The 14,576-nt window shown below is 61.7% G+C and carries 15 protein-coding genes; 3 read left to right on the forward strand and 12 right to left on the reverse strand.

The window, feature by feature from the left end; all coding sequences use genetic code 11:
* Positions 1–186 precede the first annotated feature (186 nt).
* A complete protein-coding gene (gene purL / locus AB4048_RS00500) occupies positions 187–2,415 on the reverse strand; it encodes a phosphoribosylformylglycinamidine synthase subunit PurL (protein ID WP_442199941.1) in 2,229 nt (742 codons plus the stop codon).
* Between the two features lie 143 nt (positions 2,416–2,558).
* Positions 2,559–3,977 carry an aminotransferase-like domain-containing protein gene (locus tag AB4048_RS00505; protein WP_442199942.1) on the reverse strand — a complete coding sequence of 473 codons (1,419 nt, stop codon included), beginning with the start codon at positions 3,975–3,977 and terminating at the stop codon, positions 2,559–2,561.
* A 104-nt stretch (positions 3,978–4,081) separates the two neighbouring features.
* Here AB4048_RS00505 and AB4048_RS00510 point away from each other — a divergent pair, with 104 nt between their 5' ends.
* On the forward strand, positions 4,082–4,396 hold the full coding sequence (locus AB4048_RS00510; RefSeq protein WP_442199943.1) for a DUF1127 domain-containing protein: 315 nt from the start codon (positions 4,082–4,084) through the stop codon (positions 4,394–4,396).
* Here the strand turns inward: AB4048_RS00510 and AB4048_RS00515 are convergent.
* The 7 genes from AB4048_RS00515 to AB4048_RS00545 form a co-directional block, all read right to left on the reverse strand.
* The gene (locus AB4048_RS00515) at positions 4,350–4,754 is read right to left on the reverse strand and encodes a hypothetical protein (RefSeq protein WP_442199944.1); all 405 of its coding nucleotides are present in this window, start codon (positions 4,752–4,754) and stop codon (positions 4,350–4,352) included. The two genes, AB4048_RS00510 and AB4048_RS00515, sit on opposite strands and share 47 nt — an antisense overlap.
* Before the next feature lie 102 nt (positions 4,755–4,856).
* Positions 4,857–5,528 (reverse strand): phosphoribosylformylglycinamidine synthase subunit PurQ, encoded by a 672-nt coding sequence (gene purQ / locus AB4048_RS00520; protein ID WP_442199945.1) that lies wholly within the window; start codon positions 5,526–5,528, stop codon positions 4,857–4,859.
* Complete coding sequence (locus AB4048_RS00525) at positions 5,525–5,782, reverse strand: hypothetical protein (protein ID WP_442199946.1); 258 nt, start codon at positions 5,780–5,782, stop codon at positions 5,525–5,527. The genes purQ and AB4048_RS00525 overlap by 4 nt, the downstream gene beginning before the upstream one ends.
* Before the next feature lie 17 nt (positions 5,783–5,799).
* Positions 5,800–6,042: a phosphoribosylformylglycinamidine synthase subunit PurS gene (purS, locus tag AB4048_RS00530; RefSeq protein ID WP_442199947.1), complete on the reverse strand. Its 243-nt coding sequence runs from the start codon at positions 6,040–6,042 to the stop codon at positions 5,800–5,802.
* A 17-nt stretch (positions 6,043–6,059) separates the two neighbouring features.
* The gene (purC, locus tag AB4048_RS00535) at positions 6,060–6,824 is read right to left on the reverse strand and encodes a phosphoribosylaminoimidazolesuccinocarboxamide synthase (protein WP_442199948.1); all 765 of its coding nucleotides are present in this window, start codon (positions 6,822–6,824) and stop codon (positions 6,060–6,062) included.
* 258 nt (positions 6,825–7,082) lie between these two features.
* Positions 7,083–9,632: a sensor domain-containing protein gene (locus AB4048_RS00540; protein ID WP_442199949.1), complete on the reverse strand. Its 2,550-nt coding sequence runs from the start codon at positions 9,630–9,632 to the stop codon at positions 7,083–7,085.
* A gap of 125 nt (positions 9,633–9,757) precedes the next feature.
* Positions 9,758–10,312 carry an RBBP9/YdeN family alpha/beta hydrolase gene (locus AB4048_RS00545; RefSeq protein ID WP_442199950.1) on the reverse strand — a complete coding sequence of 185 codons (555 nt, stop codon included), beginning with the start codon at positions 10,310–10,312 and terminating at the stop codon, positions 9,758–9,760.
* A gap of 166 nt (positions 10,313–10,478) precedes the next feature.
* Here AB4048_RS00545 and AB4048_RS00550 point away from each other — a divergent pair, with 166 nt between their 5' ends.
* On the forward strand, positions 10,479–11,288 hold the full coding sequence (locus tag AB4048_RS00550) for a DUF2189 domain-containing protein (RefSeq protein ID WP_442199951.1): 810 nt from the start codon (positions 10,479–10,481) through the stop codon (positions 11,286–11,288).
* A 79-nt stretch (positions 11,289–11,367) separates the two neighbouring features.
* Here the strand turns inward: AB4048_RS00550 and purB are convergent, their stop codons facing one another.
* From purB to rpe, 3 genes are all read right to left on the reverse strand, one after another.
* On the reverse strand, positions 11,368–12,669 hold the full coding sequence (purB, locus tag AB4048_RS00555; protein ID WP_442199952.1) for an adenylosuccinate lyase: 1,302 nt from the start codon (positions 12,667–12,669) through the stop codon (positions 11,368–11,370).
* Positions 12,670–12,762: 93 nt separating this feature from the next.
* The gene (locus AB4048_RS00560) at positions 12,763–13,176 is read right to left on the reverse strand and encodes a hypothetical protein (RefSeq protein WP_442199953.1); all 414 of its coding nucleotides are present in this window, start codon (positions 13,174–13,176) and stop codon (positions 12,763–12,765) included.
* Positions 13,177–13,270: 94 nt separating this feature from the next.
* A complete protein-coding gene (gene rpe, locus AB4048_RS00565; protein ID WP_442199954.1) occupies positions 13,271–13,957 on the reverse strand; it encodes a ribulose-phosphate 3-epimerase in 687 nt (228 codons plus the stop codon).
* 152 nt (positions 13,958–14,109) lie between these two features.
* Here rpe and AB4048_RS00570 point away from each other — a divergent pair, with 152 nt between their 5' ends.
* Complete coding sequence (locus AB4048_RS00570) at positions 14,110–14,574, forward strand: hypothetical protein (protein WP_442199955.1); 465 nt, start codon at positions 14,110–14,112, stop codon at positions 14,572–14,574.
* The last annotated feature ends 2 nt before the right edge of the window (positions 14,575–14,576 follow it).

A 14,576-nucleotide genomic window follows, 5' to 3' on the forward strand; every position in this document is an offset into this window, starting at 1 on the left:
AAAGCTCCCTTAATTCCACTTCAGCAGGAGCTGCCGCACCTGCACTTATGAAGTGAGGGAACACGATTCAGGGGGCGAAAGCAAATACTGAATTGTTCAAGGGCTTACAGCCGCAGGGATAACCGGCGGCGCGCATCGCGTCGTTGGGCAGAGGTGTCCGTAGGATCGGAACGGTGCCTCAAACGCTCAGTTTTCCGGCGCCAGATCACCCGCCATGAAGGCCGGGAACCAGGCTTCGTGCGCATTTCGGAGATGCTCGACCGACACGTCCAGCAAACCGTCGAGAGCAAGGGCATCACCTCCGACGCGGCCGAGGCGGCGGAACGGAACGCCTGCGTCCTCCGCATTGATGCAGACGAAGTCTGCGAGCTCGGCCGGGACGGTGATGACGTAGCGGGCCTGATCCTCGCCGAAGAGAAGCGCATGCGCGTGGCCCTTGCACTCTTTGAGCGTGACACGAAGTCCCTTGCCGGAGGCCATTGCCATTTCGGCGAGCGTCAGCGCCAGGCCGCCGGAAGAAATGTCATGGCACGCGGTGACCTGGTCGTTGCGGATGGCAGAGCGCACGAAGTCGCCGTTACGGCGTTCCGCGAAGAGATCGACTTCGGGCGCGGGTCCCCCGGTCTCGCCGAGGATATCGCGGATGTAGATCGAAGAGCCGAGATGGCTGCCGTCAACGCCGATCATGATGATATGATCGCCGTCAGCGGCGCTGCCGATGCGGGCCATCTTGCTCCAGTCGGGCAAGAGGCCGACGCCGGCAATCGTCGGCGTCGGCAGGATGGCGACGCCGTTGGTTTCGTTGTAGAGCGAGACGTTGCCGGAAACGATCGGGAAACCCAGCGCCCGGCAGGCTTCGCCGATGCCGCGAACGGCGCCGACGAACTGACCCATGATGTCAGGCTTTTCCGGGTTGCCGAAATTCAGGTTGTCGGTGGCGGCCAGCGGCTCGGCGCCGGTCGCGGTGATATTGCGCCAGCATTCGGCGACCGCCTGCTTGCCGCCTTCGAACGGATCGGCCTCGACGTAGCGCGGCGTTACATCGGAGGAGAAGGCAAGCGCCTTGGTCGCGTGGCCCTCGACGCGGACGACGCCCGCATCGCCACCGGGAAGCTGCAGCGAATTACCCTGGATCAGCGTGTCGTATTGCTCGTAGACCCAACGGCGGCTCGACTGGTTGGCTGAGCCGACGAGCTTCAAGAGAGCGTCCGCATAGTCGGCGGGTGCCGCGACAAGATTGGCCGGAAGCGGGGCGCGCTTGTCGGATTCACGCCAGGGACGGTCGTATTCCGGCGCCTGGTCGCCAAGATCCTTGATCGGGAGGTTGGCGACTTCTTCGCCCTGGTGCAGGACGCGAAAGCGCAGATCGTCGGTCGTCTTGCCGACGATCGCGAAATCAAGCCCCCACTTGACGAAAATCGCCTTGGCGACCTCTTCCTTCTCGGGCTGCAGGACCATGAGCATGCGCTCCTGGCTTTCCGACAGCATCATCTCATAAGCCGTCATCCGCTCTTCGCGGACGGGAACCTTGTCGAGCTCGAGCTCGATGCCGAGATCGCCCTTGGCGCCCATTTCGACCGCAGAGCAGGTGAGGCCGGCCGCGCCCATGTCCTGGATGGCGATGACCGCGCCGGTCTTCATCAGCTCGAGGCAGGCTTCCAGCAGGCACTTTTCGGTGAAGGGGTCGCCGACCTGAACGGTGGGGCGCTTTTCCTCGATGGACTCGTCGAATTCCGCCGATGCCATCGTCGCGCCGCCGACGCCATCACGGCCGGTCTTGGCCCCGAGATAGACGACGGGAAGGCCCACGCCCTTGGCTTCCGACAGGAAGATGGCATTGGACTTCGCAAGTCCGGCCGCAAAGGCGTTGACAAGGATGTTGCCGTTGTAGCGGGCGTCGAACTCAACCTCGCCGCCGACTGTCGGGACGCCGAAGGAGTTGCCGTAGCCGCCGACGCCGGCAACGACGCCGGATACCAGGTGGCGGGTCTTAGGATGGTCAGGTTCACCGAAGCGCAGCGCGTTCATTGCCGCGATCGGGCGAGCGCCCATGGTAAAGACGTCGCGAAGGATGCCACCGACGCCGGTGGCCGCACCCTGGTAGGGCTCGATATAGGAGGGATGGTTGTGGCTCTCCATCTTGAAGACGACGCAATCGCCGTCGTCGATGTCGACGACGCCGGCATTTTCGCCCGGTCCCTGAATGACGCGCGATCCTTTGGTGGGAAGGGTCCGCAACCACTTCTTCGAGGACTTGTAGGAGCAGTGCTCGTTCCACATCGCCGAGAAAATGCCGAGCTCGGTGAATGTCGGCTCGCGACCGATCAGATCTAGGATGCGCTGGTATTCATCGGGCTTCAGGCCGTGCGCAGCAATGAGGTCGGGGGTGATCTGTACGGTGTTGGAAATGGTCATGGGAGCGCAGGGGTCCTTGCCGATAACGGATTTGGGCCCTCTTTAGCGCAAGTGATGCTGTCGTGCGACAGGAAAATGCCAGCCGTTCACAAAGGCAGCCCGACAAAATGCACGCGATTTCGCGATGCGCGGCGCCGGCCGCGTCAGACGTGGCTGTCGTAGCCGGCTGATCCATTTTCGAGCAGGCCGCGCAGCGCGGTGAAGCCGGCGGCGACCTCGGCGCGGTCCTGCGGCGAAGAGAACGCCACGCGGACGCGATGGTAGGTCCTATCCATCCGGGCGGCCTTGAACTCGTCCTCGTCGTCGACGAGCACGCCCTCGGCGACGGCGGCATTCTTGAATGTCCCTGATAGCCACGGCTCGGGCAGCTTCAGCCACAGGAACGGCACATGCGGGTGAGAGGTAAACTCGAATCCCGCGAGCGTTTCGCGTGCCAGTTTTTCGCGGGCGCGGATCTCTTCGACGCTCCTGCGGCGCAGGGCAAGCGCATGGCCGCCGAGCACCAGCCGCGCGCCCGTCTCGGCCAGAATGAAGGGCATGCCGCCCGTCGTCATCTTGTGCGTGACTTTGATGCGCTGGGCAAAATGCGGCGGGCAGGCGACCCAACCGCCGCGCACGCCTGCTGTCACCGATTTCGACAAGCCGCCGACGAGGAACGTACGCTCGGGCGCGATGCTCGCCATGAGCGGCGTCGGGTCCTCCGTCAAGCTGCCATAGATGTCGTCCTCGATCAGCCAGACGCTGTGGCGCCGTGCAATGTCGGCGATCGCCCGCCGCCGCTCTTCGGGCATGGTCGCAAGCGTCGGGTTGTGCGCGGTCGGCATCAGGAAGGCGAGGCGAGGGTGCTGCTGTTGGCAGAGCCGCTCGAAATCATCCGGGATCACGCCCTGCTCGTCCGACTCCACCAGAACCGAGCGACGACCCAGGAGGCGGGTGGCGCGGCTCACCTGCGTGTAGGTGAGGTTTTCGAAGACGATCTTGTCCCCAGGCGACGTGACCGCGGAAATGATCGCAACTGCGGCGGCGTGGGCGCCGAGCGTCGGCACGACGCTCTCCACGGCGGGTTGCCAATCGTTGCGCGACAACCACGCTTGCCCAGCCAGGAACCAGCTGGCTGGGAAACTGCGCGAATAGGAGGAAATCTCCAGCCGGTGTTCGCGGCTGATATCGCCGAGTAACTGGCCGATGATTTCTCCCTGACCAACGTCAGGGGCGGCCGTCGTGTCAAAGCGGATCTTGTCTCCCGGCACATCGAGCCCGCGCGTTCCCGCAAGCGCCTGAGTGATCGGGTCCGTCTGTTCCACCGGCCTTCCTTCGGGCCGATCGAGGACGTAGGTGCCACGGCCGACCTCGCCGGCGACGAGGCCGCGTTCGTGCACCAATGCGTAGGCTCGACTGATTGTCCCGATTGTCACCCCGATGTCGAAGGCCAGATTGCGCTGCGGCGGAAGCTTCGTGCCCGGCGGCAAATGTCCGCTGGAAATGGCGGTTTCGATACTATCGGCGAGACGGAGATAGACCGGTCCCGCTCCCGTGGATATGTCAGGCAGCCAGTTTGTCATAGTGACAATTTTATAGATTGATCCAGTCATTGAGTCAATCATATCTACAACTTCGAAATCATCTACGAAATTTTGAACATTGTCTCATTTATTGAGAGGCGACCATGAAGACAATCGATACAATTCTTGCCGTGCCGACCCTGCGCAGACGCAGCGTCGCCGTAGGCGTCCCAGGTTTTCGCGTCCTCGCGTCGAAAGCCTATGCCTTGGCGCTTGCTTACCGTGCCTGGCTGCAAAGACGGTCAAGCCGTCGCATATTACGTGATCTGACGGGTGATCAACTATGTGACATCGGCCTCACCCGCGCGGAGGCGCAGGTGGAGGTCGCGAAATCGTACTTCTGGGATCAGGCTTTGTACCCGTCTACGGCGGTCAGCAGCCGCTCGTGCCGTTCGCCCAGCGAACCACGTCATGGTTGATACGCACGGAGGACGGTCCGGCCATCATCGGGCCGAAGGCGTCCAGTTTGGACGGATTGCCCTCTGCCTGCACGACCAACACCGGCCTGCCTGTCGGCTTGGAGCGCTCGACGACGAGAATGCGCGGGCGGCCGGTGAAGGAGTTCAGTTCCGGCGCAAGCTGGTAGCTCGCAAACGCGGCATCTCCCGATTTGAACCAGCAGGCACTCGCGCCGCGCATGACACGCTCCATCGTCGGCAGCGGCGCGCGGTCGGCGGCTGAGCTGGCGCTTGGTGCATGAGACTGACAGGACGCGGCAAGCAATGCCATCGAGGCGGCTGCGGCAATTTTGGCGGCGAGGGCGAGGCGATGGCGCATCGTTGCGTCCTTCAATCATTGGTCGAGGGGACTCAGCGCCGGGAAAGGCGCTGGGCGCACGATGGCGCGGCGGACATGGGTGGAAAGATGCCGGTCGTCGCCTTAAGCGGCGACGACGTCAAGGGCGGATGCGAAGAGACCGCGGCCATCCGAACCGCCATGTGCCGCTTCGATCAGGTTTTCCGGATGCGGCATCATGCCGAGCACGTTGCCGTTTGCGTTTATCACGCCGGCGATGTCGTTGAGCGAGCCGTTCGGGTTTGTCCCCGCGGCGTAGCGGAATACCACCTGGCCGTTGCCCTCGACGGCTGCCAGCGTTTCGGCATCGGCAAAATAGTTTCCGTCATGATGCGCGACCGGGCTGCGGATGACCTGCCCCTGGGCGTAAGCGCGGGTGAAAGCCGTGTCGGCATTGACGACTTCAAGCTTCACTTCCCGGCAGACGAACTTGAGCGAGGCGTTGCGCATCAGCGCTCCCGGCAGCATGCCTGCTTCCAAAAGGATCTGAAAGCCGTTGCAAACGCCGAGAACCTTGACGCCCTTGTCGGCCTTTTCCTTGATCGCCCGCATCACCGGCATGCGTGCGGCAATCGCGCCGCAGCGCAAATAGTCGCCATAGGAGAACCCGCCCGGAATGACGATCAGATCGACGTCGGCGATCTCGGTTTCCGTCTGCCAAACGGTGATCGGCGCCTTGCCGGAAATCTTGGTGAGCGCCGCGATCATGTCGCGATCGCGATTGAGGCCGGGGAGCTGAACGACTGCTGATTTCATGGGTGCGGTTCAAACCTTGCTTGTGCTTCTGCCAGTTCTCGCAGTTCGAGACGGTTGTCGATGCGATCCACGCGATCCAGGATTTGAGTAGTGCTAGATTGCAAGCTGTTTATGTCGCCCTGCAAGACGTGCATATGATTACGAAGACCGTTGATGTCATGGCGAATATCGCGCTGACCCTCCTTGAGGGAAGAAATGTCGGCCTGAATTTTTCTCAGGATTTCAAACATCAAGTCCTGACTCAAATCAGTCATCGCTATCTCCGCAACCTTCAGTCGAGAGAAATAGTATAGTTCTCGATCACCGTGTTTGCGAGGAGTTTTTCGCACATGGCCTTGAGGTCGGCTTCGGCACCGGCCTTGTCGGCGCTGTTGAGCTGCAGGTCGAAGACCTTGCCCTGGCGCACCTGGCCGACGCCGTCGAAGCCGAGCGCGCCGAGCGCGCCTTCGATTGCCTTGCCCTGCGGGTCGAGAACGCCGTTCTTCAGCGTGACGGTTACACGAGCCTTGATCACGATTGTCTTCCCTGCCTTTATTTGACCAATACCGGCCCGGTGCCGCGCACGGGCTCGTTCTCGTTGATGATGCCGAGGCGGCGAGCCACTTCGGAGTAGGCTTCCAGCAATCCGCCCATGTCGCGGCGGAAGCGGTCCTTATCCATCTTCTCGCGGGTTTCGATGTCCCAGAGACGGCAGCTGTCCGGCGAAATCTCATCGGCGAGGATGATACGCATCATGTCGCCCTCGAAGAGGCGGCCGCATTCGATCTTGAAATCGACGAGCTGGATACCGACGCCGAGGAAGAGGCCGGTCATGAAGTCATTGACGCGGATGGCGAGCGCCATAATGTCGTCGAGTTCGGCGGGGTTCGCCCAGCCGAAGGCGGTAATGTGCTCTTCGGAAACCATGGGGTCGTTGAGCGCATCCGACTTGTAGTAGAACTCGATGATCGAGCGCGGCAGGATGACGCCTTCCTCGATACCGAGACGTTCTGCAAGAGAGCCGGCCGCAACGTTGCGCACGATGATCTCAAGCGGGATCATCTCCACTTCCTTGATCAGCTGCTCGCGCATGTTCAGGCGGCGGATGAAGTGTGTGGGAATGCCGATCTTGTTCAGGTGGCTGAAGATGTATTCCGAGATGCGGTTGTTCAGAACACCCTTGCCGTCGATGATTTCATGCTTCTTCTTGTTGAATGCGGTGGCGTCGTCCTTGAAGAACTGGATCAAGGTGCCCGGCTCGGGTCCCTCGTAAAGGATCTTTGCCTTGCCTTCGTATACGCGGCGGCGACGGTTCATAGTGTCGTTCTCTGTCGTTGGCGCTCTTGGGAAAGCGCGTGTTATCGATCTCTGGGCGTCCCCTTAAAGGAAAAGAAGCAAATTCACAATCCGCCCCTCTCTCCTTCCCCCGCGAATGCGCGGTCCGACGCAGGCCTATGAGAATCGATGTCTCGTCCTGTTGTTTTACAGGCTTTTGCAGCGCGAGGGAATGAAGGGGCACCTAGTCGCTCCGCATACTTGCAGCTAAGGGCAGGCATCTTTTCGGCGAAACGTGAGCTAGCGCAGTGCGCGGCGTAGTTCCTGCATCAGGGCGCGAGCGTCCTGGGGTTGTGGACGCCATGTCTGCGCGCGGACGAAGGCGGGTATGTCGGCAGCCGGCATCGGGCGGGCCAGCGCATATCCTTGCAGGCAGTCGCAGTCGAGGTCCGCCAGGATACCGACGTGATCCATGGTCTCGACGCCCTCCGCCGTCACGCGGATATTCAGCGAATGCCCGATTTCGATGATCGAGCCGACGAGACGGCGCTGCTCTGCCGAGTGCGGCAACGGCTTGATCAGCTCCCGGTCGATCTTGAGCGCCTTGGGGCTCAGGCGAAGCAGGCTCACGATGGAGGCGTGGCCGGTGCCGAAGTCGTCGATTTCGATGTCGATGCCGAGCCTGCGCAGCTTCTTGAGGTTCATGATCGCCGCGTCGTCGCAGTCGTCGAGCGAAATCGATTCCAGAAGCTCGAAAGCAACGGTACCCGGCTTCATCTTGAGTGCGCGCAGCGTCTTTCCAAGGTTCGGATCGGCAAGTCGCCGTGCGGAGACATTGACCGAGATCTTTGGGACGTCGATGCCGTCTTTGATCCAGCGGCGGTGATCGGCCAGCGCCTGGGTAAGGATCAGCCCATCGATGGTGGAGACGACGTTGAGCTCTTCGGCGATATCAAGAAAACGGTCGGGCGCTAAAAGGCCGCGCGTTGGGTGGTTCCAGCGCGCCAGCGTCTCGGCCCCGACGATCTCAAGCGTGTCGGCGGCAAACTGAAGCTGATAGGCGGGAACGAATTCCTGGCGTTCGAGGCCTTGCAGGATCTCGTCGGACAAGCGTTTGGTCGTGATGATATGATGCTGCGCATCGAGCGTGAAGAACTCATGCCGATTGCGGCCGCCGCCCTTGGCCCGGTAGAGCGCAATATCGGCGTTCTGCAAAAGCTGGCCTGCATCGACCGCTAAGCCGCGTTCGCTGGCAATTCCCACGCTGGCGCCGAAGCGGCAGTCGTGACCCTCGAAACGCACGGGTTTGCGCAGCTCGCGAATGATACGCGCGGCAAAGTTGGCGATGGAGAAGCGCTCGCGCTTGCAGACCACCACGAATTCGTCGCCGCCGATCCGCGCGACGAAGTCATCCTTATAGACGCTGCTTGTGAGGACTTCGGCCGTGTGGCGGAGCATGGCGTCGCCGGCGCGATGGCCGAGCGTATCGTTGATCTGCTTGAACCGGTCGAGGTCGATGTGCAGGATCGCCAAACGCGTGCCGTCGGCGCGGCATTCCGCCGACCAAGCCTCCAGGACCTCGTCGAGATACCGCCGGTTCGGCAGCCCCGTCAGATGATCGTGCATTGCGATATGCTCGATCCGCTCCTTGGTTCGCTCCAGTTCGACATTGCGGGCTTCCGCAAGTGTCTTTGCGGAGCGCAGTTCGTCACGAAGCGCGACCTCCTCGGTGACGTCCCAGTTGGCGCCGATCATCTTTTCTCGACCGCGCTCGTCAAGGAAGGATGCAGCGCTCGCCCTGATGACCCGGACGCGGCCGTCCGGGCGGACAATGCGGTACTCGCGCATAAAGCCGTCGCCGTTCACCTGCTTTAGCGCCAGCTCGCGGTCCTCGGGATGGATTGCGCTGACCCAGCCGCTGCTGTCCTTGACCTTCGCCGTCCCGTCCAAGCCGTAGATGGAGAGCAGGCGATCGTCCCATTCGATCTCGTCCTTCTCGATATCGGCTTCGAAGACGCCGATCCGCGAGATATGCATCGCAAGATCGAGCCGCCGCGAAACGTGCGCCAGCAGTTCCTCGGCTTGCTTGCGGGCGGTGATGTCGGTGTCGGTGCCGATGATCCGCGTCGGCGTGCCGTTTTCGTCCCACTCGACACAGGCGCCTCGGCACTCGATCCAGATCCACTGGCCATCGGCACGCTGCTCGCGATACTCGAAGATCCCAAAGGCAGGGTCGCCGGCATTCTGGCGTTCGATGGCGTGCAAAACATGGGCGCGGTCATCCGGATGGACGCCGAGTATCCAATTGTCGAGCGCGGCGTTGACCTCTTCGTCGGACACGAGGCCGCGAATTTTTCGCCAGGTATCGGAATAGTAAAGTGTCCCGCGCCGGAAATCGTGGTCCCAGACGCCCAGGCCGGAGCTGACTAGGGCGGAGTTCCAACGGCTCTCGCGCTCCTGCAGAGAGGCCGCGTCCGGTGAAGCGGCTTCGGCGAGCTGGAGAAGCAGATGGCGGTCGCCAGCGATTTCGGCGGCGATAGGGGAGATTGTCGCGCGCATCCAGACTTCGCTGCCGCTGGCGAGCAGGAAGCGTCCCGTGCGTTCGCCGCCTGTTGCCTCGGCAAGTCTTCCCAGCTCGGCAAAATCCTGGTCGTGCACGAAGGAGCTGATGTTTGCCGAAACGCTCTCCGCCGACGAAAGAAACAGCCGCCGAAAGGCGCCGTTCGCGTAGAGGATTTCGCCGTCGCCTATGTTGAAGACGGCGCTCGGCAACGGGGACGCTTCGAGGAGGCCGCCGCTGAGGGCCGCGATGTCGGGACGGGTCAACCGTTCAGGGGATCGAGATGTCAATGCGCAAACCCATCAAAACCAATGGCATTATGCATGCGTCTTATTTAAACAGCCCTTAAAATGCGGCGGAACTTTCACGGAATAGTTATCCGCGGACCAATTTCCCTTCATGAGGGCGCGACGCTTCAACTGCCAAGCTTGCTCAGGAAGCGCGCAAAGACCATCGTTCCCTCCGGCCAGGGACCGTGACCCGACTCCGCATTGATGTGGCCGGCTTCACCCGCATCGATCAACTGCGAGCCCCAGCAGCGGGCGATATCGTCGGCATGTTCGTACGTGCCGAATGGATCGTTGCGGCTGGCGATCGTGATCGATGGAAAGGGCAATGCCTCGCGCGGGTAGGGGCCGAATGTCATCAGATGCTTCGGGCGGATTTTCGGATTGGCGACATCCGGCGGGGCGACCAGAAATGCGCCGGCGACTGGTCTGCGGAAATGCGGAACGGCGTGCAGCAGCGTCGGGACACCAAGCGAATGGGCGATCAGCACGACGGGACGCGTCGAGGCGTTGACTTCCTCGGCCACGCGCGCCACCCAATCGTCGCGCACCGGCTTCGACCATTCGCTCTGCTCGACGCGGCGGGCGGTGCTGAGTTTTTGCTCCCAGCGCGTCTGCCAATGGTCGGGTCCGGAATTGGTGTAGCCGGGGATAATAAGGATATCTGCGTCGGAGGCTTTCATGGTGCGTGGATGTGAGAAGTGGCCGCCGTGAAGTCAAGGGAAAACGCGACACGCGTTTAAAAATTTGCTACGCTCACCAATGCCGGTTGCGAGTTTGACGTGTCGGCTGGGGGTTTGCCGGACGTCGATCGCCGCTAGCCGGATAACGGCTGAGGAGGAGAACACTATGACGGCATTCCATGTCATGGCAGGCGGGAACGAAGCTTTCGTGCGCCCGGTTGTCCGCAAGATCGGTATATCCGACATTGTCGACGCCATGAAGCTCGGGCTTGATGACTTCAGTGAGAAGCCATCCCACTACGTCTTTCTATGTCTCATGTATCCTATAGCAGGCATCTTCCTGGCGATGTGGAGCTCGGGTGCAAATCTTTTGCCGTTGCTCTTTCCTCTGATGTCCGGTTTTGCGTTGCTCGGGCCGCTTGCAGCCCTCGGTCTTTACGAGATCAGCCGACGCCGTGAGCTTGGATTGGACAGTTCCTGGCAGCACGCGCTGGAAGTACGGCATTCGCCGGCGCTGCCCTCGATCATCGCTGTTGGCATCATGCTCGTGGCGCTCTTCATCGGCTGGCTGATTGTGGCGCACGCGCTCTACGGTGCATTCTTTGGCGATACGGTGCCACCCTCGATCTCGTCGCTTATCTCAGACACGATGACGACACCGCAAGGTCTGGCGATGATGTTGTGGGGCAATCTCGCCGGCTTCATCTTCGCTGTCATCGTGCTCGCAACGACTGTCGTGACTTTCCCGCTGTTGCTCGACCGTGACGTAGGCGCTGTCGCCGCCATCGACGCGAGCATCCGCGCCACGCTGACCAATCCGATCCCGGTCGCGTTGTGGGGGCTGATCGTAGCCGTAGGGCTGGTCGTCGGAACCATCCCGATCTTTGCGGGTCTTGCCGTCGTCATGCCCATTCTCGGGCATTCGACATGGCATCTCTACCGCAAGCTTATCGTTGCCCCGCAGCAGCAGCAGTAGCGGGCAAGCCACGAACAGAAATGCCGCCGGGGATGAAACACTCTCCGGCGGCATTTTCTTGTGTCGAGACCAGCGGGTGCTAGCCGAACACGCGCTTGAAGATCGTGTCGACATGCTTGGTGTGGTAGCCGAGGTCGAACTTCTCGCGAATGTCGTCTTCCGAAAGGGCTGAGCGCACCTCGGTGTCGGCAATAAGCTCTTCCAGGAAATCCTTGCCCTGTTCCCAGACCTTCATGGCGTTGCGCTGGACAAGCCGGTAAGCGTCTTCGCGCGAAACGCCTGCTTGCGTCAGCGCCAAGAGCACGCGCTGCGAATGCACGAGCCCGCGGAACTTGTTGAGATTGTTCATCATGTTCTCGGGATAGACGAGCAGCTTGTCGATGACGCTCGTGAGCCGCGCAAGCGCAAAATCTAGTGTGATCGTCGCGTCGGGGCCGATCATGCGCTCGACGGAGGAATGCGAGATGTCGCGCTCGTGCCAGAGCGCAACGTTTTCCATCGCCGGGATGGCGTAAGAGCGCACCATGCGGGCAAGGCCGGTCAGGTTTTCGGTCAATACCGGATTGCGCTTGTGCGGCATCGCCGACGAGCCCTTCTGGCCGGGCGAGAAATATTCCTCGGCTTCCAGAACTTCGGTGCGCTGCAGGTGGCGGATTTCGGTGGCGAGGCGTTCGATCGACGAGGCGACGACACCGAGAGTAGCAAAGAACATGGCGTGGCGGTCACGCGGGATGACCTGGGTTGATACCGGCTCGGGTTTCAGACCGAGAGCGGCTGCCACATGCTCCTCCACGCGGGGATCGATGTTCGCAAAGGTGCCGACCGCGCCGGAAATCGCGCAGGTGGCGACCTCTTCGCGTGCGGTGACCAGCCGCTGACGGCAGCGCTCGAACTCGGCATAGGCAAGCGCCAGCTTGACGCCGAAGGTGATCGGCTCGGCGTGGATGCCGTGCGAGCGGCCGATCGTAACCGTGTCCTTATGCTCGAGCGCGCGGCGCTTCAGCGCCTCGAGCAGCTTGTCCATGTCGGCAAGCAGGATGTCGGTGGCGCGAACCAGTTGCACGTTGAAGCAGGTATCAAGCACGTCGGAAGACGTCATGCCCTGATGCACGAAGCGCGCGTCGGGGCCGACGATCTCGGCCAGATGCGTCAGGAAGGCGATGACGTCATGCTTGGTGACCGCTTCGATCTCATCGATGCGGGCAACGTCGAAGGTCGCCTTGCCGCCTTTTTCCCAGATGGTTTCGGCGGCGGATTTTGGAATGACGCCGATCGCGGCAAGCGCGTCGCAGGCATGAGCCTCGATCTCGAACCAGATGCGAAACTTGGTTTCGGGCGACCATATGGCGACCATCTCGGGTCGGGAGTAGCGCGGGATCATGGGCTCTTCGACTTTCTTTGGGAAACGAGTGTTGGCGCCCCTGTAGCAAAGACGACGGGCAATCTCAACGTTTGGCTCACCGTTTGCTATCGGCTATCGCATACGTTTGGCGAGAAAGAGGCTTGCAGCAACTGCAAACACGGGGCCGAGCGGCAGAAACAGCCGGCTGCCGAGCACAGCGAACTGATAGATCGCGCTCGCGCTGGTGAAGGCAAACTGGAAGAACCAGACAAGTGAGCCGACCGGCTCGTGCCAGCGTTCGTAGTGGCTGCCGTAGTCGAGCGCAAAGAGCGCTGCCGTCACCGCGAGCGTGCCCAGCGACAAAATGGCGGCAAACACCAAGAAACGTGCGGCAAACGGTTGGCGGTGGGCGAGGAAACGCGCGACCGGAAGGGCGATGGGCCAAGAAAGCAACCCGCCGAGGAAGAGAAGGACGATCAGCGCGGGCGCATCCGCCCCATCAAGTCTTTCCCGCCGGTAGAGCGCGAACGAAGCGGCCGCCCCCATGAGTGCAGCCCACGACGGTGCGCCGAGTAACAGCACGGGCCATGGCGACACGGTGGCGGTAAGACGCGAAGGTGCAGTTTCTGACTTTACCGCCTCAGTTTGCTCCACCGCGGCCTCGTTCGGCGGCGGCGCGGAGTTCAGCGACTGTGTGCCGGTAGGCGTCGACCGATTCACCCTTGAAGATCGCAGAACCGGCGACGAGGACGTTCGCGCCGGCGGCGGCGACGATCGGTGCCGTTTCGGTGGTGACGCCGCCATCCACTTCGAGTTCGATCGGCCGGTCACCGATAAGGGACTTCACACGGCGGATCTTGTCAGCCATTGCCGGGATGAATTTCTGGCCGCCGAAGCCCGGATTGACGGACATGATGAGAATGAGATCGACATCGTCGAGAACGTCTTCCAGCGCCGAAATCGGCGTTGCGGGATTGATGGTCGCGCCCGCCTTCTTGCCGAGATTGCGGATCTTTTGCAGGGAGCGGTGCAGATGCGGTCCAGCCTCGGCGTGGACGGTGATGCGGTCGCAGCCGGCCTTGGCGAAAGCCTCCAGGTAGGGCTCGGCCGGCGATATCATCAGGTGGCAATCGAAGGTCGCGTCCGTATAGGAACGCAGCGATTTGATGACGTCCGGCCCGAAGGAGATGTTGGGCACGAAGTGGCCATCCATGATGTCGAGATGGATCCAGTCGGCACCGGCGGCGGTTACGTCGCGCACTTCCTGCCCCAGTCGGGCGAAATCGGCGGCGAGGATGGAGGGCGCGATGCGGATCGGAAGGGTCATGTCACAATGTCCGGTTTGAGCGGAATATCGGGTCTGGTGTCCGCCATATCATTCCGCGCCGACGGCGACAACCGCCGTCGCCTTGCTGCCCCGGCGGCCGCTTTACGGTAGCGTAAGCCGGTGACGATCTCTCAAGCACAGCGGGGGCTTTCATGGACGACCGTGCGATCATCTTCAGTTACTTTCAGTCGGCGTTGGGCCGTATGCAATATTGGCAGGACGAGCGCTCTAAAACGACGACGCTTGTGGTGGCTGCCATCACTATTCTGAGCGCGGCCATCGGCTACGACCAGAAGATCGCGGGGGCGGCCGATGCCTTCCTCGCACTGGTCGTGATCGTCGTCGGCATTATCGGGCTGTTGTTCGTGCTGAAGACGCACGAAAGGGTGATCTTCTTCCGCGAGGTGTCCGACAGCTTGCTGAAGGACCTGAACGTTGCCTCGATCGCCGCCGCCATCGAGGCGTCAGGCGCCTTTTGTGCCGGCAAATACCGGTTCGCCCACCGGCTGAAACTCTACGACGTCTATCTCTTCATGATGATGGCGTTCGTCGTTTACGGCGTGGCTTTGCTGTTCATCGCAACGGGCCTGACCGGCATCAAGCCGCCAGCCGGTTGACG

Source organism: Rhizobium sp. RAF56, from assembly GCF_052113965.1.
In the GTDB taxonomy this organism is placed as follows: Bacteria; Pseudomonadota; Alphaproteobacteria; order Rhizobiales; family Rhizobiaceae; genus Rhizobium.